This window comes from Neobacillus sp. NPDC058068, assembly GCF_042885335.1.
Taxonomy (GTDB): Bacteria; Bacillota; Bacilli; order Bacillales; family Cytobacillaceae; genus Neobacillus.
In genome coordinates this window covers 26,099-46,263 of sequence record NZ_JBHVSI010000017.1, presented here as the reverse complement: position 1 = coordinate 46,263, position 20,165 = coordinate 26,099, and the positions used below count along the sequence as shown (strand labels likewise).

General features: G+C 39.5%; 15 protein-coding genes. 1 reads left to right on the top strand and 14 read right to left on the bottom strand.

Features of this window, described 5'->3' with window-relative positions; all coding sequences use genetic code 11:
• Positions 1-71: 71 nt before the first annotated feature.
• The 14 genes from ACFVSW_RS19400 to ACFVSW_RS19335 form a co-directional block, all read right to left on the bottom strand.
• Positions 72-1,565, bottom strand: coding sequence for a UxaA family hydrolase (locus tag ACFVSW_RS19400; protein WP_387318255.1), 1,494 nt, complete (start codon positions 1,563-1,565; stop codon positions 72-74).
• The gene (locus ACFVSW_RS19395; protein WP_387318254.1) at positions 1,565-3,046 is read right to left on the bottom strand and encodes a tagaturonate reductase; all 1,482 of its coding nucleotides are present in this window, start codon (positions 3,044-3,046) and stop codon (positions 1,565-1,567) included. The genes ACFVSW_RS19400 and ACFVSW_RS19395 overlap by 1 nt, the downstream gene beginning before the upstream one ends.
• Before the next feature lie 102 nt (positions 3,047-3,148).
• Entirely contained in the window at positions 3,149-4,147 is a 999-nt protein-coding gene (locus tag ACFVSW_RS19390; protein ID WP_387318253.1) for a LacI family DNA-binding transcriptional regulator, read from the bottom strand.
• A gap of 20 nt (positions 4,148-4,167) precedes the next feature.
• Positions 4,168-5,574 carry a glucuronate isomerase gene (gene uxaC / locus ACFVSW_RS19385; protein WP_387318252.1) on the bottom strand — a complete coding sequence of 469 codons (1,407 nt, stop codon included), beginning with the start codon at positions 5,572-5,574 and terminating at the stop codon, positions 4,168-4,170.
• 156 nt (positions 5,575-5,730) lie between these two features.
• A complete protein-coding gene (locus ACFVSW_RS19380; protein WP_387318251.1) occupies positions 5,731-6,888 on the bottom strand; it encodes a response regulator transcription factor in 1,158 nt (385 codons plus the stop codon).
• Positions 6,881-8,683, bottom strand: coding sequence for a sensor histidine kinase (locus ACFVSW_RS19375; protein WP_387318250.1), 1,803 nt, complete (start codon positions 8,681-8,683; stop codon positions 6,881-6,883). Before ACFVSW_RS19375 ends, ACFVSW_RS19380 begins: the two co-directional genes overlap by 8 nt.
• A 185-nt stretch (positions 8,684-8,868) precedes the next feature.
• Positions 8,869-9,987 carry a glycoside hydrolase family 88/105 protein gene (locus ACFVSW_RS19370; RefSeq protein WP_387318249.1) on the bottom strand — a complete coding sequence of 373 codons (1,119 nt, stop codon included), beginning with the start codon at positions 9,985-9,987 and terminating at the stop codon, positions 8,869-8,871.
• A 127-nt stretch (positions 9,988-10,114) separates the two neighbouring features.
• Positions 10,115-11,455 (bottom strand): ABC transporter substrate-binding protein, encoded by a 1,341-nt coding sequence (locus ACFVSW_RS19365; RefSeq protein WP_387318248.1) that lies wholly within the window; start codon positions 11,453-11,455, stop codon positions 10,115-10,117.
• 48 nt (positions 11,456-11,503) lie between these two features.
• Positions 11,504-12,340 carry a carbohydrate ABC transporter permease gene (locus ACFVSW_RS19360; protein ID WP_387318247.1) on the bottom strand — a complete coding sequence of 279 codons (837 nt, stop codon included), beginning with the start codon at positions 12,338-12,340 and terminating at the stop codon, positions 11,504-11,506.
• Between the two features lies 1 nt (position 12,341).
• Entirely contained in the window at positions 12,342-13,289 is a 948-nt protein-coding gene (locus tag ACFVSW_RS19355) for a carbohydrate ABC transporter permease (protein WP_387318246.1), read from the bottom strand.
• Positions 13,290-13,456: 167 nt separating this feature from the next.
• Positions 13,457-16,174, bottom strand: coding sequence for a fibronectin type III domain-containing protein (locus ACFVSW_RS19350; RefSeq protein WP_387318245.1), 2,718 nt, complete (start codon positions 16,172-16,174; stop codon positions 13,457-13,459).
• Positions 16,175-16,494: 320 nt separating this feature from the next.
• Positions 16,495-17,796, bottom strand: coding sequence for a Gfo/Idh/MocA family protein (locus tag ACFVSW_RS19345; protein ID WP_387318244.1), 1,302 nt, complete (start codon positions 17,794-17,796; stop codon positions 16,495-16,497).
• A gap of 157 nt (positions 17,797-17,953) precedes the next feature.
• Positions 17,954-18,196, bottom strand: a complete 243-nt coding sequence (locus tag ACFVSW_RS19340; RefSeq protein WP_024030145.1) for a DUF2584 domain-containing protein — start codon at positions 18,194-18,196, stop codon at positions 17,954-17,956.
• Positions 18,197-18,232: 36 nt separating this feature from the next.
• A complete protein-coding gene (locus ACFVSW_RS19335; RefSeq protein ID WP_387318243.1) occupies positions 18,233-19,021 on the bottom strand; it encodes an alpha/beta hydrolase family protein in 789 nt (262 codons plus the stop codon).
• A gap of 113 nt (positions 19,022-19,134) precedes the next feature.
• Here ACFVSW_RS19335 and ACFVSW_RS19330 point away from each other — a divergent pair, with 113 nt between their 5' ends.
• On the top strand, positions 19,135-20,151 hold the full coding sequence (locus ACFVSW_RS19330) for an ABC transporter substrate-binding protein (protein WP_387318242.1): 1,017 nt from the start codon (positions 19,135-19,137) through the stop codon (positions 20,149-20,151).
• The last annotated feature ends 14 nt before the right edge of the window (positions 20,152-20,165 follow it).

Sequence of the window (20,165 nt, the reverse complement as noted above, 5' to 3'; positions counted from 1 at the left end):
AGGAGTCTTGCACCTTCCACTCCAATCAACATTGTGCTCAAAATCAACAATGTTCTTTAACACAGCCTTTCTTATAAAGTTACACCCGTTTTAAAAATCGCAATTTCTCTAAAGTCATTTTTTTCATTATTTACGAATTCCCCGCTTGCCACTTTTACAATATAGTCAACAAAATCCTCCAGCACTTGCTCTGATGAGACTCCTTCTTCGAGTAGGGTGCCGGCATTGTAATCAATCCAATGAGGCTTGGAATTGTAAATCTGAGTGTTTGTAGAGATTTTCATGGTTGGCACGAAGGTTCCAAAAGGAGTACCCCTGCCTGTCGTAAACAGCACCATTTGGCAGCCGGCTGCTGCTAATGCCGTGGAAGCCACCAAGTCATTTCCCGGGGCGCTAAGCAAGTTTAGCCCGTTAGTCTCAAGAATCTCGCCATACTTCAACACATCGACAACCGGAGAAGAACCGGCCTTTTGCGTACAGCCAAGTGATTTGTCCTCCAAAGTGGTAATTCCGCCTGCCTTATTTCCCGGTGATGGATTTTCGTAAACCGGCATATCGTGCTTAAGGAAATAATCCTTAAAATCATTAATTAAGTAGACAATTTTCTCAAAAACCACTTCATTTACTGCCCGTTCCATTAAGATGGTTTCCGCACCGAACATTTCCGGAACTTCGGTTAACACAGTCGTGCCGCCCTGGGCAATCAGGTAATCCGAGAATCTTCCGAGAAGAGGGTTTGCTGTGATTCCGGAAAAACCATCAGAGCCGCCGCATTTTAGGCCGATTTTCAATTCAGATAACGGGATGTCTTCTCGTTTATCATGTTTAGCAAATTCATAGATTTCTTTTACCAATTTCAATCCTTCCCCAATTTCATCGGAAACGGCTTGGGAAATAAGGAATTTAATTCTGCCTTCGTTTACAGGTCCAAGAGCTTTTTGGAATTCCGGTAATTCATTGTTTTCACAGCCAAGTCCTAACACTAAAACACCGCCGGCATTCGGATGATTAACGGCATCCAGTAAAATTCGTTTCGTGTTTTCATGGTCATCGCCCAGCTGGGAACAGCCGTAATTATGCTTAAGGACGAGGACATTATCAAACGGACTATCATCCCCGACTTCCTTTTCAAAGCGTTTGATGATTTTTTCAGCAATACCATTCACACAGCCTACTGTAGGAACAATCCATAATTCATTACGGATTCCAACCTTGCCATTTTCTCTTCTGTATCCTTTGAAGGTTCGATTTTCTTCCTTATAAAGGGCAGTTGTTTGCTTAGGCGTGTAGACATATTCTTCGGTACCTGATAGGTTCGTTTTCGTGTTATGCGAATGAACTAATTCCCCCGGTGAAATGCCTGTTATGGCATGACCAATAGGAAAACCGTATTTTATTATATTCTCATTATCATTGATCACTTTCACGGCAATTTTGTGCCCTCTGTTTATATCTTCCTTTAGCTCAATTTCTTGACCATTGACATCTAGTATTTCTGATTGTTTCAAGTCTCTTAATGCTAAGACAATAATATCGTTTGCATTGATTTGCATGAAGTCCTTCATTATTTTGCTCCTCCCGTTTTACTGGCTGATGCTGTAAATTCCCTTAGAAGTGCAATTACTCCCTCCTGCTCAATCCGCACCAGATGGTTCGTCATAGTTTCTGCAAGTCCTGGAATGGCAGTCAAGTCTTCGCCCCAAAGCTGTTTGTCAGCTAATACCACCGTTACTAGTTCGCTTACTTCTAGCTCCTGACAATCGTATTTTTCCCATAGGGTTGTAAACAAGCTCAAAACCGTTGGATGATCATCCAGCTCGATATCTTCCAACCCTCTTTTCCCTTTATAAAAATAAAGCAGGCAGCTAAACGAAAATACTAATCTACTAGGCAATGTCCCGTAACGCCTTACAAATTCTACTAGGGTCGGCAAGTCTCTCGTCTTAAACTTGGAAATCGAATTTAAAGAAATGCTTAGTAAATAATGTTTAATGTATGGGTTCTTGAAGCGGTCAAGTACTTCCTTGGCGTACTCATTCAGTTCATTGCGCGGATCATCCAAAGTTGGAATAACCTCTTCAAAAATAAATTCTTTGATGAATTCGCCTACTTGACTATGATTCACGGATTCTTCTACCGTTTCGATGCCAGATAAATAAGCGACAGGAGTCATGGCAGTATGAGCTCCATTTAATATCCGCACCTTTCTTGTCCGGTAAGAAGTTAAATCGTCAACAATCAATGTGCCCAGCCCGGCAGCTTCAAACGGAAGCTCTTTTTTGAGCCATTCAGGTCCTTGAATTGCCCACAGATAATACTGCTCGCCAACTACCATTAAATGATCCTGAAACCCTAGCTCTTCCAGCTTTTCTTCGAGTGAATCTTTCGGATAACCAGGAACAATTCGATCTACCAAACTGGAACAGAATGTATTCGCATCGTGAAGCCAGCCGATAAACTCTGCACCCAACTTCCAGTGTTCTGCAAGCTGGAGAACACTTTCCTTCAGCCTAATGCCATTTTCTTCGATTAATTCGCAGGGAATAATAATACAACCTTTCGCCAAATCCCCATTAAAGCTTTTAAAACGCTGATAAAGAAAAGCAGTGAGCTTTCCTGGAAAACTTTTTTGCGGCCGATCATCCACTTGATCATCTGCATCAAATACAATTCCTGCTTCCGTTGTATTGGAAACAATAAATCGTAAATCCTCTTGGCCTGCAAGTGTTAAATACTCATCATAATCGGTAAAAAGATTAATTCCCCTGCTAATCGAATCAATCACCAAATGTTCATTAACAATTTTATCTTCCTTAATTCCTTGCAGATAAAGTGTAAATAATCCATCTTGGTTATTGAGCCGCTCAATTTTTTCAGAGCCGCGGGGCTGAACAACGACTACGCTGCCATTAAAGTCGGTTTTCTCATTTAAGACTTGTATCTGCCAATCAACAAACGCCCTTAGAAAATTTCCTTCCCCAAATTGGAGGACTTTTTCCGGATAGGTTTTGAATGCTTTATAGACTTTCTTATTAAGTAATTGCACGAAATATCACTCCATCCCTTTGCACACGTGAACATTTTTATTGAAAAACAAGGATGTCTCGAGGTGGTTTAACCTAATAAACACATGGGACATCCTGCGTAGCTATTTTATTTTCCTTACTGAGTCCCGAATGATTAATTCTGTATTTACTAAGATTTTTTCACCGCTTACATTCTTTGTTTGGATTAATGACTGGATATTTTCTGCACCCATGATACTAATCTGTTCAACAGGCCGTTTTACGGTTGTCAGCCTTGGATTCGTATACTGTGCGAACCCAATGTCATCAAATCCAACGACGGAAATATCATCCGGAACGTTTAGCCCTCTTGCAAAGACAGCATTTAAGGCACCTATCGCCATATCGTCATTGGAACAAAATACCGCTGTTGGAGGATGGGGAAGCGATAAAAGCTGTTCCATTGCCTGATGCCCGCTTTCCATATCGTAATTACCTTCAACAGCATATGCTTTATTGATCGTAACATTTTCTTCATTCAGCGCTTTTAGATAGCCTTCTTTTCGCTGCTGAGCTGATTTAAAGCCCTGCTTGCCTTCAATGATGGCGATATCTTTATGTCCATTTTGAATGAGATGTTCAACCGCCTGCCGTGAACCAACTTTATCATCTGATACTACCGTAATGATGGAGTCGTCCTCGACCTCCCGATTAAGAACAACTAGCGGAATCTTCATTTGCTTGACATGATAGATAAAAGGGTTGTCACTTACACTTTGGCTCATTAAAATGATTCCATCAAACCGCTGATTATTGATTGGTGAATACTCTTTGTAGTCATCGATCCCGCGAACGTATAAATTGTATTCCTGACCGATAACACGATTAACACCCTTGATGGTTTCGGCAAGGAAACTTGCTGACGTCCCCTCACTAATACTTGTAAAGAACAAGCCAATCGTATGCGACTTTTGCATCACGAGGCTTTTAGCATTGAAGTTAGGCGTGTAATTTAACTGAGCGGCAATTTCAAGAATTTTTCTTTTCGTTGGCTCTTTAATTAACGGGCTGTTGTTTAATGCCCGTGAAACGGTTGTATGTGATACGTTTGCCAATTTTGCAATATCTTTAATGGTCACCATCCGCATAGATTCCATTGGTTCTATTGTGGAAATTGAAAGTATTCTTTTGCATTGTTATACGCGATCCCCTGAACAATGCTTCCTAATAACTCCAGATCATGGGGAACTTCACCGTTTTCAACCCATTCGCCAATCAGATTACAGACAAGTCTTCGAAAATACTCATGTCTTGTATAGGAAAGAAAGCTTCTTGAATCTGTCAGCATGCCAATAAAACGGCTGAAAAGACCGATACTGGACAATGCCTTCATTTGCTCAAGCATGCCTTCCTTCGAATCATTAAACCACCATGCTGTACCAAATTGGATTTTACCCGGTGTATTTCCATCCTGGAAGCTATTAATAATACTTGCAATGATAGGGTTATCATTCGGATTTAATGAATAAAGAATCGTCTTCGGCAGTTTGTTTTCTTTTTCTAATGCGTCCAGAATCCTGCATAATGGTTTTGCAATTTGATCGTCGTTTATGGAGTCATAACCGGTGTCTGGCCCCAGTTCCTTAAACATCCTGCTGTTATTATTTCGGTTTGCATTAATATGGAATTGCATCGCCCAGTCTAATTCTGCATATTGTTTACCTAAATAAATCAACGTGTACGTTTTAAATTTATTTTCATCGATTAATGGGATTTTATTTCCTGTTAATCTTTCGCTAAAGATTCTTTCAACCTCATCTTCAGCAGCTTCCTCAAATACGATGGAATCAAGGGCGTGATCTGAAACCCTGCCGCCCGCAGCGTGGAAAAACTTCACTCTCGCTTCTAACGCCTTTAAAAAATCAGCGTAGCTGTTAATTGATAACTCCGATGCTCCTTCGAGCTGGTTTACCCAATCAAGGAAGCCGTCACGATTGATTTCCAATCCTTTATCAGGCCGGAATCCCGGAACAACCTTAACATTAAAATCATCATTTTCTCTTAATAATAAATGGTATTCTAAGCTGTCCACCGGATCATCCGTCGTACAAACTACGCGGACATTGGATTTCTCAATTAAATCTCTCGCTCCAAAACCTTCGCCATTTAATAATGCATTAGCTTTTTCCCAAATCTCCGGTGCACTCTTTTCATTCAATACATCATAAATGCCGAAAAAACGCTGCAATTCTAAATGAGTCCAATTATATAATGGATTGCCTATCGCCATTGGGACTGTTTTTGCCCAGGCAATAAATTTTTCGTAATCACTAGCATTACCAGTGATATATTCTTCGGAAATGCCGTTCGCCCTCATAGCACGCCATTTATAATGGTCACCGTACAACCATGCCTCGGTAATATTTTTAAATTTTTTATTTTCATAGATTTCCTTCGGGTTCAAATGGCAGTGGTAATCAATGATTGGCAAATATTTAGCATAATCATGAAATAATGTGATAGCGGTTTCATTCTTTAGTAAAAAATTTTCACCCATAAACTTTTCCACAGTTTCATCATCCTTTATTTTAGTTTTCTTAAGAATGTTCACGTTAACATTTATACTTTTGTTTTACCGTTTAACAGCCGGTAATTCGATATCGAAATGACGAATTTTTTGTGAATTCAAATGGCCCTTTAACCAGGGCCGTTTTCATTAGCCTATCTATATTAATTTCTTAAATTGGGCGGGAGAATAGCCGGTATACTTTTTAAAACAAATACTAAAATACTGTGGATTCGAGTAGCCGGTTTTGGAAGCAACCTCATAGTTCTTCAAATCGCTCTGCCTAATTAGCTCCATCGCTGCCTTCATTCGTGTTTCCACAAGAAAATCTCCAAAGTTAAATCCTTTTTCTACTTTAAAAAGGTTGCTTAAATAGGCGGGATTGACATGGATCTCTTCCGCTACCTTTTGCAGGGATATCTCTGCCAGCTGATAGTTGCTTTCAATAAAGGCAATTGCTTTATCTACCAGTGAGATTTTTTTGTTTTCATTTAGCTTATTCGCATAAATGGCGTGCTCGATTGCAATCTTTTTTACCATTTCAAAAATCTCCGAAATCGTTTTCATTTCAAGGATTTCTGAATGATTTTGTGAACTAGTTGGGCTTTTGCTGGATTCTTTTAACCATTTAGCAGCTTCAGCCCCAATAAGCCCCACCATTCTGATTGCCAACAACTGTACTTCTTGTAAAGAAACACTACTGTTTTCAACCAGTTGGTTCTTTATTTCTTCAAGATAATCATTCACTTTTGAGGCTAATCCTAATTCGATCAGCTTGGTTAAATTTCCTTCTAAGAATGTTGAGCCGTCCAGTCTTATTCCAAATAAGCTAAGCTCCTTTTTTAGTTCCTCATTTGTGAAATGTGTAACGGCAAATTTTTCAAGAAACTTTTTTTGATTAAAAGGGCTGCTTTCATTCCATCGCTTTTCTTTTTGGTCTTCCTGTTCCCACGCCGCTGCCGCTTCTTTTATTTTTTGAAGTAAACTTTCGGAATCAACCGGTTTTAATAAGTAATCAAATGCCCTTATTTTGATTGCCTCATGGGCATACTGAAAGTCTTCGTATCCGGTTAGAAAGATGAATTTGATCAATGGCATTTTATCTCTGCTAATCCGCGCCATTTCTAAGCCATCCATAAATGGCATTTTAATATCGGACACAACAATCTGGGGCTGCTCCTTTTCAATCAGCTCTAAACCTTTTTCGCCATCAGCTGCATCACCAACTAATTGAAAGCCATGCTCTTCCCAGGGAATAACACTTGATAGCCCTTTGCGTATGATGCGATCATCATCCACGATTGCAACCTTATACATTTGCACATCCCCCTTTTAATTTTGGAATAACAACCAATGCCTTAGTTCCAACATTTTCTTGACTTTCTAGGTCCAGACCATATTGTTCACCGAAATGCATTTGCAGTCTTTCATGGACACTTCTTAGGCCTATTCCGATTTTTGGCTGACCAGATCTTTTTTCATATAATTCTTTCCGAACTGCTTGAAGTTTTTCATGACTCATGCCACTGCCATTATCGATTACCTCAAGGCAGATATTTTCTCCTAATTCATAGCCCTTGATGGTAATCTTGCCTTTTCCTCTCGTTTGTTTAACGCCATGGTAGATGGCATTTTCAATTAACGGCTGCAATGTGAGTTTAATAATCTTATAGGAAGAAATGGTTTCTGCAATATCGATTTCATAGGAAAAATCATCGCCATATCTCATTTCCTGAATATATAAGTAATTTTTTATATGTGTGATTTCCTCATTTATTGTAATAATTTCCTGCCCCTGGCTAATGCTAATTCTAAAAAAATTGGATAAGGCGGTAACCATTGAACTAGCATCCTTATTTAAGCCCATATCACAAAGGCCTTTTATTGAATAAAGCGTGTTATATAAGAAGTGGGGATTTATTTGGGCGTGCAAAATCGCAAACTCCAATTGCCGCTTTTCCTCCTGCTCCAACCTTATTTGATTCAGCAGTTCGTTTACCCTAACCATTAAATCTTCGATTGCTATATTCAGAAATTGGATTTCCCGTGGTCCACGATGATCATATTTCATTTCCAGGTGATTTTCGCTAATTAATTTAGTTTGATTCACCAAAGATGAAACAGGATTGGATATATACCTTGCTAAAAAGTTAGCTAGTAAGATGGCAATGCCTGTAAGCGTAATAATCACAACAATCGTTACAAATTTTATATAGTTCGCCTTTTTTAACATTTCATCTACCGGAAAAATCGCAGCAACCTTCCACTTATTAATTCCGATTGTATCGTAGACGACCATCATTTTCTTGCCATCCATGTTTTGATACTGATATTTCCCACTTTCCTCTTCTAGATCTCTTAAATATGTAACATTTTCTGCATCCAAACTATATTCCTGTGTGACATTCTTAGAATTCATATATCCGTCAGGACTAATCAGTGTAATATACCCTTGTTCACCGATCAGGGATTTATTTAAAACCTTTTCGAAAAAGTCATTACGTAAATTAAACAAGAGAACTCCATTTGCCTTCGATTGATTGTTTCCAATCAGCTTAAATACACTGGCAACCTTGGTGTTGCTTTGAAAAATATCGTCTGTATGAACATTATGCCAATAAAATCCTTCTCGATTACCATGGTAGTGATTGTTATATTGACTATAGGGGAATTCATTGATTTTTAAAGAATAATCACTTCGATACAATGAAAATGTTCCATGATGCATATCAACGAAAATCGAATCGATGACGGTGGTGTTATTTAAGTGAATAGTCTTAAGCAAATTACTCATATCAATATAATCTGTTGGACTGATTTCAGTAGATTCTGAGTTTATTATTGATAATGTTCGCGGATTATTTGAAAACGTTACCAATTGTTCAAATACATCTGATAGCCGATTCTCTAAATAAGCCTTTGTCTGGAAAACGGTATCATCGATATTTTTATAAGCATTTTCCTCAAGCTGTGCAGCAGCCAGCATATAAGATACCCAGCCCATAATCGCGATAAAAATAATAATAACAGGCAGAAATAACGAGATGATTGTCGACTTTAAAGAAAATAGAAAATACTTTTTAATCCATTTTTTGATTTGTTGTCTTAACATGGCAGTCTAACGACTCCTCTGGATGTAGAAAATGATATTAGTCCTATAGTTTAAAGATACTAAAATATAAGAATATGGTAAATAGGTATATTTATGGACACCTATAACCCCAAATAACCTAAAGAGGGAAAGCCCATACCAAGAACCTTGCATGGGTTTTCACCAAGATGGAAATAATTATTTCCTTATTCGATTATAGTTGCGACTGCCATACTTGCAAGAATAAAGGCGCCTACTCCATGTAAATCATTTTCAGATACTGGCCGTGAAACATAGTAATCGTACACACCTGCTGAAGTGCCGATGCAGATGCCCTTCATTTTCCACGTTTCATTGTCACATTCTATCATTTCATCCAAAAGACCTTGGTAGGCTTTGACGGCGATTGTTCGATACTCTTTATCTACATAGCCTTTTTCTACTGCTCTAGCAATCGTATAAATGAAGAGGCTGGAGCAAGAGGATTCAAGCCAATTGTCAGTGCGGTCTACTTTATCGACAATTTGGTACCATAAGCCTGTCTTTTCATCTTGAAACTTGGCATAGCCGCTGATTAGTTTTTGCAGTGCTTCAATCAGAACTGCTCTTCCCTCATGATTCTCGGGCAGAATATCAAGAATATCAATTAATGCAGTTCCATACCAGCCAACAGACCTGCCCCAAAATTCCGGTGAACATCCTGTTTGTGGATCTGCCCATGGCATGGTTCTCGTCTCATCCCAAGCATGATAAAGCAGCCCTGTTTCTTGATTCGTCATATACTTTCTCATCAAGCTTTCCTGGTATAATACCATGTCAACTAACTCAGGCTCGGTAAAGGCTTGATCAAACAGTAAGGCAAATGGCCCAGCCATGAATAAACCGTCAAGCCACATTTGATACGGGTATTTATCTTTATGCCAAAAGCCGCCTTCTTTTGTTTTATTAAGGGTGGTGAACAAATTTCTTAACTTCGTTGCCGCTTTTTTATAACGGTCATCCTTCGTTGCTTGATATAACGGAAAAAGTAAAATCCCTACTTGAATGGAATCCAGCTCATCCCTAGCAAATAGGAAATTACCATCCTCATCAACAAATGTATCAACATAGCCTTTTATATAATCAAAGTATTCTTGTTTCCCGTTCTTCTCCCAAACCCGCTGCATTCCGTAAAGGAACACACTTTGATGATAGTGCCATGTATTGGCCGGCGGCAGATTTGCAGGGGTAAACCTATTCATCAAGGTCTGGCTTGCTCGTTCTGCCATTGAAATCGGAATAGCTGCATCTAATTGTGATAATACGGTTTCATGGTTGTTTGTCATTTGGAGTCCTCCTAAATGATGATCTTGTCGTTTTTTCTCACCTTATGTCCATTAATTCGAATTGGTCCTTATGGTAATAGCGAAGCCGTCTAGAAATTTAACTTCAAGACGGCTCGTTATTTATATCCTACTTTTTGAAGTGTTCGTCATATTGTGCTTGGGCTTTTTCCATAGCCTGTGCCCATTCATTTAAAAATTCTTCTACTGTCATTTTTCCACTTAATACAGCTTGTGTTCCTGGATCAACAACTGTATCCAAAATCGATCTGTATTCTGGAAGATAGAACGGCGGCTGGTATAGCACTGTGTCTTTATCATCATATACCTTGAATGCTGTTTGGATATGCGGTGATTGTTTAATCCACTCTTCCCCTAGTACGTCTGAGTTAGTTGGGATTTGTCCAACTTGTTGGTTCCAATAGCTTTGGCTATCCTTTGAGTTTAAGAAGCTTGCTAATTTCCAAGCTGCATCCGGATGCTTTGTTCCTTTAAAAATACTAATTCCAATCGTATTTCCGCCTTCAGCCACATATTTTCCGTCTGCAGTCTTTGGTAATGGAATGGCTTGGAATTGATCAGGCTGTAATGCCTTGCTATGCTCACCAAATGAACCGATATTATGTTGAACCATCGCAACTGCTCCAGTGTCAAAACCGGCAATCATTGCTTTATAATCGTTCGTAATATCACTTTGTGGTGTGAATTTTTTATATAATGCAAAGTATTTCTTTAAGAATTCAGCATGTTTTGGATCATTAATGGTGCTTTTTCCGTCTTTAATATAATCATTGATTCCAGAGTAAGCATACATCATCCGTTGTAATTGGAAGGAACCGCCTGCACCGCCGCGAATCGTATAGCCGTATCGATTTTTATCTTTTTCGGCCATCTTTTCTACAGCACTAAAGAAGTCATCCCAATTTTCCGGAATTTGAACATTTGCTTCCTTAAACCAGTCTGGACGCACCCAAAGAATGTCTAGGTTTTGTGTATATGGGATTCCATATAACTTTTGATCCGGGACGATTTTCTTATTAAAGTCTAACGAACCTTGATTAATTTTTTCCTTGTCTTCCCATTTATCAAAATAGGAGTCAAGTGGCAGCAATGCCTCACGTAAAGAAAACTCAGGCAGCCAGCTTGTCTGCACACTTGCAACGTCTGGAGTGTCATTTGCTGCGATTGCGGCATCATACTTTTGTTTTGCAGAATCCTTCGGCAATCCCACATATTCAACCGTAATATTCGGATTTTTATCATGGAAGCGTTTAATTAATTCTTCCCAAATAGGCGTCCGTTGTGGACCAGCATTTTCATCCCAAAAGGTTAATGTTACCTTTTCGTTTGGATCTTCTTTCTTTTCCTTAACACCAGCATTTGCATCTTTTGTGTCTTTACTACAGCCGGCTAGTAGTAATGAAGCAGCCATTGAGGTAGCAGCGACTGTTTTAAGTAACTTCTTATACAAATTAACTCCCCCTGTATCTTTTTTTTATATTTTTTAATAAACTGCCTATTATCCTTTTACTGCTCCGCCTAAGCCGTTAACTAAATGCTTTTGGGCATAAGAGAATAGGATGACGGCAGGAATTAAAGCGATTACACTTCCCGCTGCTAAAGCACCGTAGTTAATATTGAACTCACCCATCATATAACTTAATCCAACTGGAAGGGTAAAACGTCCCTGCTGGTTGGTCAGCATTAATGCGAGTAAAAACTCATTCCAAGTATAAATGAAGGTAAATACCGCTGTTGCGACAATTCCTGGAACTAGCAATGGAAAAATGACGTAACGCAGTGCCTGCAGACGATTGCAGCCATCAATCATCGCTGCTTCTTCAAGCTCACGAGGCACATTTGAAATAAAGCCATTCATCAAAACTGTTGTAAATGGAATCTCAACTGCTGCATAAGTGAGAATCAGTGAAAGCGGATGACTAATTAAGCCTAGGTGTTTAAATACGATAAATAACGGAATAATCAGCATCGACCTTGGGATAAACTGGGTGCAAAGCAGCATAAGCAGGAATGCACGCTTCCCTTTAAAACGATATCTAGCTAACGCATATCCAGAAAGAATTGACAGGATAATCACGATCACTACGGTACAAATACCGACAATTAAGCTATTTTTAAAGTACGTAGCAAATCCGACATTGGTCCAAGCAGAAACGAAATTTTCTATTGTTGGAGATGCAGGTACATATTGCAGTGGTCGTTTAAGTATATCTCCCTCATGTTTAAAGGCAGTATTAATTGTCCAATAAAGAGGGAAGACAGTAAACATCAGCATGATTAAAATTGGTATATTGAAGGTAAATAATTTATCAAGTCTTTTTTGTGCCCCGTTCACGTTAGCCCTCCTCTCTTTCAAACCGTGTAATTTTCAAATACACAATCGCAAAGGTTAATAGAATTCCAAATGAGATAACAGTAAGTGCTGATCCATAACCGAAATTACTGCCGTGAATGGCCTGTTTGGCAATATACATCGTAAGAGTTGTTGTACTGCCTGCAGGTCCGCCGCCTGTTAAGTTAAAGATCAAATCAACATTGTTAAATTCCCAGATAACACGCAAAAGTGTCGTCAAAATAATCGTGTTTTTCAATTGTGGAATCGTGACAAAAATGAAGCTCTTCCATCGTCCTGCACCATCAACCCGTGCCGCCTCATAAAGTTCTTCAGGAATACTTTGAAGTGAAGCAAGCAGTGTGATGGCGAAGAAGGGAATCCCTCTCCATAATTCGGCAATAACGACGGAGATAAATGCTGTACTGCTATTGGCCAGCCATGCTTGGTTTTCATGGATAATCCCGAGTCTCATTAACAGGTCATTAATAACGCCCATATGTTCATTATACATAAGTGACCACATGACGGATGCGAGCACCCCTGAGATTGCCCAAGGAATAAATGCCGCTGCCCGGACAAGTCCTCTAAATTTAAATGTCTTATTTAATAATATTGCAGCAATCATACCAAAGATTAACTGGAGACCAACCTGTGACACGACCCATTTAAGCGTCGTAAACAGACTTGGGAAAAAAAATTTATCCTCTGTAAAGATTTTGATAAAGTTATCAAACCCGGCAAAACTGTCGTAAAAAGGAGCAGCCAGATTGTAGTTTTGCAAACTGTAGTAGAAAACCGTTCCGATCGGATAAAAAAGAAATGCAACAATCATTAATGTTGAAGGTAAAATAAATAAGTAAGGAATCCACTTTTCAGTTTTAAATTTTTTTCTTGGTTTACTTTGCTCAGGGGAGATAACATTCAGTTCTAGTTTTTCTTGTAAGCGCATATTATGGATCCTCCTTTCTTTTCTCATTGTAATCGAAAACGCTTACATTAAGAATTCAAAATTTTTGGGTAAGTGTTTAATATTTTTATATATTTCAGTCTTTTATTGTCCCTTTTTCCCCCCAAAAAAAGAGCCTCCCAAAAATTAGGAAGCTCAATAACTACTACTTATTTCTTTTTATCATTTTGCGGTCCTTTGGTTGTAATCGTCAAGCTTGGGCCAGTGCCAGTCCATTTTCCGGCGGCATCACCAGCCTCGATCTTAAATGTATAGGTTGTATTAGGTTCTAAGCCTTCTACTCGATAACTTGGTCCTGTAACCGACTTTTCAGTATTGATTGGAGTAAATTTAACTTTCTCTTCCAATGGTTTTCCGTTCTGATAGATCCTATAGCCAATGACCGCTTTATCATCATTTGCAGCGGTCCAGCTTAATTTTACACTTGTTTGTGTGATTGCTAGTGCCTTAGCTTCACTTTTCGCTGGCCATTTTGGCGCCCCAGTGTCATATACTGCTTTTGTAGTCAGCTGTAAAGCGGTATCGTACATCGTTCCATTACCTGCTGCATCAACTGCTTTTATTTTTATCACATAGCTAGTATCCGGCTTCAATCCGGTAACGGTATAAGCATTTACATTACCATCAGCCGCTCCTGCCAGTTGATTATTCACATAGATTTCATATCGCTGTATTCCGTATTGGTCCGCCCCTGGCAGCCAATTAATTTTGGCCCATGAAGTCCCAAGACTGCCAGATACTGTACCAAGGGAGAGGATATTATCTCCAATAGGTGCAGCAGGAGCGATTGCATCTTTTGAACCGGTTGTTTTTACTTGTAAACTTGGCCCATTTTTTGTCCAATTTCCAGTGGCATCAGCAGCTTCTACTTTGAATTTATAGGTTAATGCCGGAGAAAGTCCTGTTATTTTAAACGTTTGAGCAGATCCGTTGACCGTTGCTACAAGCGTTTCCCCATCATAGATATTGTAGCTCTTAACGCCCGTCGCATCCTGGGCTCCAGCCCATTTTAATGTAACGGATACATCATCTGTATTCACTACCTCCAGTTTGCTTTCATTGGACCAAACAGGGGCACTGCTTGCATCAATGGAAACCGGTGTTGCCGTTGTATCACCTTCGAAGGTTAATCCAGTAGAATTAGTGATGGCCCATGGATTCTTTGTATTGTTAAATTTTACATTAGTAAATGAACTATCTTTTAAATAATTGATCTTCGTTGCCTTTGCATTCATAAATAAGACATTTTCGAAATGGATATTTTCATGAAACTGATCTGACACGCCTTCCACTTTGATTGCTTCTTTTCCAGTCCCATCTACGGAAATATTTTTAACTACAATATCCTTAAATTGCCCCTTTACTGCAGCAGGCTCCACTTCAATCGCAGCATTTGCATCCGAGTAGGCTGAAGTAAAGATAAACCCTTCTTTGGCAATATCCTTCATCGCATTGTCCCTGAAAACAATGTTTCTGGCACCGCCGCCATTATCCGGGTTTGTTTTGCAGCGAAGGCCAATCTCTGTTTTGTAGAGGACATTATCTTCTGCTAAGATGTTTTCAATCCAAGCACCTGTGTGGCTTCCCGTAACAACGGCCCCATGACCTTCTCTAAAGTAATTGTTAAAAATCCAGGCATTTTTGGTCGAGTCTTCGTGCTCGCTCGAAGCACCTAAGCCTGCAGCAAAATTCATCGCATCGTCCCCTGTATCGAAGACATTGTTAAATACAGTGAGACCATCGCCATGGGCAAATTCAATTCCGTCTGCATTGTTCACATCATAAGTTAATAGCTTTACACCATTTACGGTGACATTGTTGCTGTTTAAATTAACTAAAGTATGATTGGACGGGTTTAGCGCCGTAAAACCACTATAATAAACATTGTTAACCCCTCGAAGAGTAATCAGGTTCGATCTCGTTGGATATGGCTTCTCACTACCTAATTCTTCAGCTCTTTCAACTTGGACTTTTGCAAGAATACCATTTTCATAGACGGTGGTGGAGCTGCTAGTTTGAGAAAGCGGAAAGCCATCCGGGTCGGTGCCATTCTGTTTCCAGCCATTCCCGTCAATCGTTCCTTTTCCGACAATCCTTATATTTGAAAGACTGCCATAGTCATAGGTGTGCGCATTGATGAGAGAATAGAAGCGCTCATCTGTGGAATAGTCATATAATAAATAATGATATGGGTAGTCATCAGCGTTTTCAGAACCAAGAAGGGTAGCACCTTCTGCAACTTCAAGTGTCATATCGCTTTTCAGCCAGATCGCACCTGTCTTAAAGACTCCATTTGGGATTAACACCTTTCCGCCAGGAGTAACTTCGTCAATCGCTCTTTGAATCGCTTCGGTATTCAATGTTTTGCCATCGCCAATTGCACCATAATCTTTTATATTGAATACTTTTGGGACGGCTGTTGTCGATTGACTGACAGAATTGCTCTCCATGGATTCATTCCCATTACGGTCAACAGCTCTCACTGTAAAGTGATAATTTGTTTTAGGCTTTAGATCTGTTGCAGTGAAATTGTGCATAACAACTTTCACATGCCCGCTATTGTTCGGATCTGCGTAGAATTTGTCAATATGTGATTTTGCCGGGGAAATGGCTTGATTATTGGCGCTGCCAATTTTCTTGCCATCCATATACACATTGTAGTCAACAATGTTTTCATAGTCCGCTGGTTTCTCCCAGACCAATGTAATGCTGTTTTCATCGGAGGCTAATGCAGGTACCTTGAGGTTTTGTGGTGGTAATATGTTTGTTTCCGCACTAACCTCAATAGCGAAACCGCTTACATTTAAAAGCGAGCTAAGCATGAGCACAACAATTGATAATATTGATAGATTCTTAATAAATCTCAATTCGAATTCCTCCTTAATTTATGATGCAATCCAATGAAATAGCGGCGCCATTTTCGCCTTATCTTATATCCCGTTATGCTCCTTCCCCCTTTATCCGCAAGTTAAAGTTCACCTGTAATTATATAAAAACGGAATCTTTTAAAAATATAAAATCTTTATGTGATTGTTTGATATTTTTAGCGGTTTTTTCCTTGTTATTCCAAATTACCTATGATTATCCTGTAATTTACATTTTATAAATACTAAAATCCTAATGAGGAAATTGGGGGTTTTTTCAAAAAAATTCCCTGCTTCTTCATCAGAAACAGGGATTGAACTCATTAATATTTTATTTCACTTGCGGACCGAAGCAGCTCGTTTATCCGAAACGGCTTGTTTTCTTTGCATGACCGCCATACACCTTCTCCTACTGCAATCGAGTAGGCTCCGGCTTCTGCACCTGCGAGAATTTGATAAGGTCTGTTAGGATCCACGCCCAAGAAGAGATCTTCCTGCAACAATGGGTCTCCACCCCCGTGTGAACCTTCATTTTGTACGACATGGATTGTCTCTTTCGATCCGAATAAAGGATAATATTCAATCGTTTGTTCCGGGAATGGAAACGAAATGCGGCTTGGTTCATGGTATTCGGTTGTTTCAATTCTCCCTTTAGTTCCATTAATCGCAAGACGATAGCCTTCATATGGAGCAGAAAAATTAACGGAATAGTTTAGCAGCGCACCTTTATCGAATTTAACAATTGCTGCATATGTATCTTCAATTTCGATGTCATGATCAAAGATACAGGCATCCGGGCGGTAATCTGTATAATTTTCAGCAGACTTTTCAATATTATCTGCTTTAATATGATCATCTTTAACAGCGATATTATTTCTGCGGTTTGACCACCGCATATAATACTGACAGTTATATTTTTCATGACATGTACTACAATGTCGATTGTCTGCTAAGCTAGGGTTAAATTCACCATCTTTACCATAGTAATTTAAGGCCCCATATGCAAAGACTTCTTCCGGTTTCTGGTCAAGCCACCAATTGACCAAGTCGAAATGATGGGAAGATTTATGAATCGACAAGCCACCGGAATACGCTCTGTTTCGATTCCACCTCTTGAAGTAACTGGCGCCATGATACGTATCAATATACCAATTCAAATCGACGGATGTAATTCTGCCAATTTTACCTTCTAAAATCAGTTCTTTTATTTTTCGATGGAATGCACCATAGCGATAATTGAAAGCCACAATCACTTTTCCTTCACTACGTTTCTCTGCCTCCATCACCCTCATGGCATCGTTCGCATTTGTTACCATCGGTTTCTCCGTGATGACGGTTAAGTCCTGTTCAAGGCCTTGCAAAATATAGTCAATATGTGTATCATCCCTGCTTGTAACGATGATTGTGTCAGCGTTTGTTTCCTTTATCATCTGATCAAATTGATCTCCATTATAGGACGGAATTGAACACAATTCCGGAAAACTTTCTTTACAAAGTTCAATTCGTCGCTCGTCTATATCTAGAAGTCCGACAATTTTATTTTCATGAGCAAAATCAGTTAGGATTGGTTCGATAAACATTCCCAAGGCGCGATTACTTAGTCCGCAAACGACTATTTTTTTCATCCTTCATCCCCCAGCTCTATTTCCTATTAATCACTTATAATTTAGCAAATTAATCAGAATAACGGCCTATTTAGAAAAAACACACAAAAATATTAGCTTAAATTCAAAAGATTTTTATATCGTATACCAAAAGAAAAAGCAGGTTCAAAGCCCCTGCTTAATTCGTTGAATTTAATGAAATTAGTTGATAGGTTAGTGTCGTGCTGCTATTCTGCCACTCGACTTTCTTAATTAGCGCCGTACCACTTGAATCACTATCCATCGTTTTTCTAACCTCAATCGGAATTTCAATTGGATAAAGCCTGTATCCTGCTTTTTCCAAGACAAAGAGGTTTTCCTCCACCCTTTTCTCTCTTCCTTTCGTTACAATCATCGTATTGAGTTCAAGAGGCATACCCATAAAAAAATCCGCTCCTCTGCTTATATTAACTCTATATTACCATCTTTTGTGCTGACTTTTCATCCACTTTGCTAAATCTTCAACGACTTTTCGATTTACAGTAGGTGGAAAATAATGCGTAAACTCTGCAAAATACCAACATTCGACCGATTTGTCCAATGCCCTAAGCCTTCTTTCCAGCCGATAGGCGTGCTCGACGGATACATTTTCATCGTGAGCGCCATGAATGATTAATACTGGAGCTGCTAATTTTTCCAGCTCATATAGTGGAGTTCTTTCGTGATATCGCTCCGGATACTTGTCAGGCGTTCCACCGATTACTCTTTTCATCATTCTTCGTAAATCTTTCCGTTCCCTATAGGTTAGGCTCATGTCGCTAACACCGCCCCAGGTGGCAATCGATGCCACTTCGGGAAATTGAATCCCCGTTAGCAATGCCATCACGCCACCGCGTGAAAATCCAAAGACATGAATATCACGAACTTTTGGTAAAGACTTTAATAGTAAAAAGGCAGCAAACGCATCTTCTCGGTCCTCTCCGGCAAAATCCTCATTCCCTTCGCCGCCTTGATTGCCGCGATAATACGGCGCAAACACAATAAACCCTTCTGATGCAAACTGGGCAATCCGTGCCGGCCGGACTTTCCCGACATTTTTAATCCCGCCTCTTAAATAAAGAAAGCCATCGGATACTTCTTCATCTTTAGGTTCTGCGAGCAGCCCCTTCACTTTCAATCCATTAGAAATATAGGTGATTTCCATCAATTCTACCTTGGGATTAGGGGAAGGAAACCGGTTAATAGCCACAATTTTTCCATCGTTCATCTTGTATCGATCCCTTTTTAAAAATTTTGTGGAACTGGGCATTCACACATTTTTTTTTGCTTCATACGATAATCTTAGTTAATCAGCCCAGATTTAAGGAGGTTCATTTTTTTATGAAAAAATCAGTAAAGTTCAGTTTTTCCTTCCTTCTAATTGCTATTCTGATGTTTTCCTTAGCTGCTTGCAACAGTAATGACAATGCGAAAACAAAGAAATTGGAAAAAGTTCGGATTGCTGAAGTCACCCGCTCCATTTTTTATGCCCCGCAATATGTTGCTCTCGCAAAAGGATTTTTTAAAGAGGAAGGTTTAGACGTAACACTGACGACGACTCCCGGCGGCGACAAAACAATGACCGCATTGATCTCAGGAGGGGCAGATGTTGCCCTCGTTGGTTCAGAAACTTCCATTTATGTATACGCTCAGGGCGCAAACGATCCTGTTATCAATTTTGCTCAACTGACGCAAACAGACGGCACTTTCCTCGTTGCCCGGGATAAAACCGATAATTTTTCCTGGGATTTATTAAAGGGCAAAACCTTCCTTGGTCAGCGCAAAGGCGGGATGCCGCAAATGGTCGGTGAATTCGTATTAAAGAAGCATGGCATTGACCCGCATCAAGATTTAAATCTAATCCAAAATATTGACTTTGCCAACATCGCCAATGCCTTTGCCTCGGGCACGGGTGAATTCGTGCAATTATTTGAACCAACAGCGAGCATTTTTGAAAAAGAAGGAAAAGGACACATTGTCGCTTCCTTTGGAAAAGAGTCCGGCCATGTTCCATATACTTGCTTTATGGCAAAAGAAAGCTTTATGAAGAAAAACAATGCAACGATTGAAAAATTCACTAGAGCTGTTTACAAGGCGCAACAGTGGGTCGAATCTCACAGCGCAGAAGAAATTGCCAAAGCAGTTGAAACGTATTTCCCGGATACAGACCCTGAAATTATGAAAACCGTTGTTGAGCGCTATAAGAGTCAAGGCTCGTTTGCAACAGACCCCATTTTAGATGGAGAAGAGTGGAGTAACTTGAAAAATATTATGAATGAAGCGGGCGAGCTTCCGAAAGATGTCGATTATAAAACGCTCGTCAATACCGATTTTGCCGAAAAAGTCATGAAAAAATAAACAGGAAGGGAGGC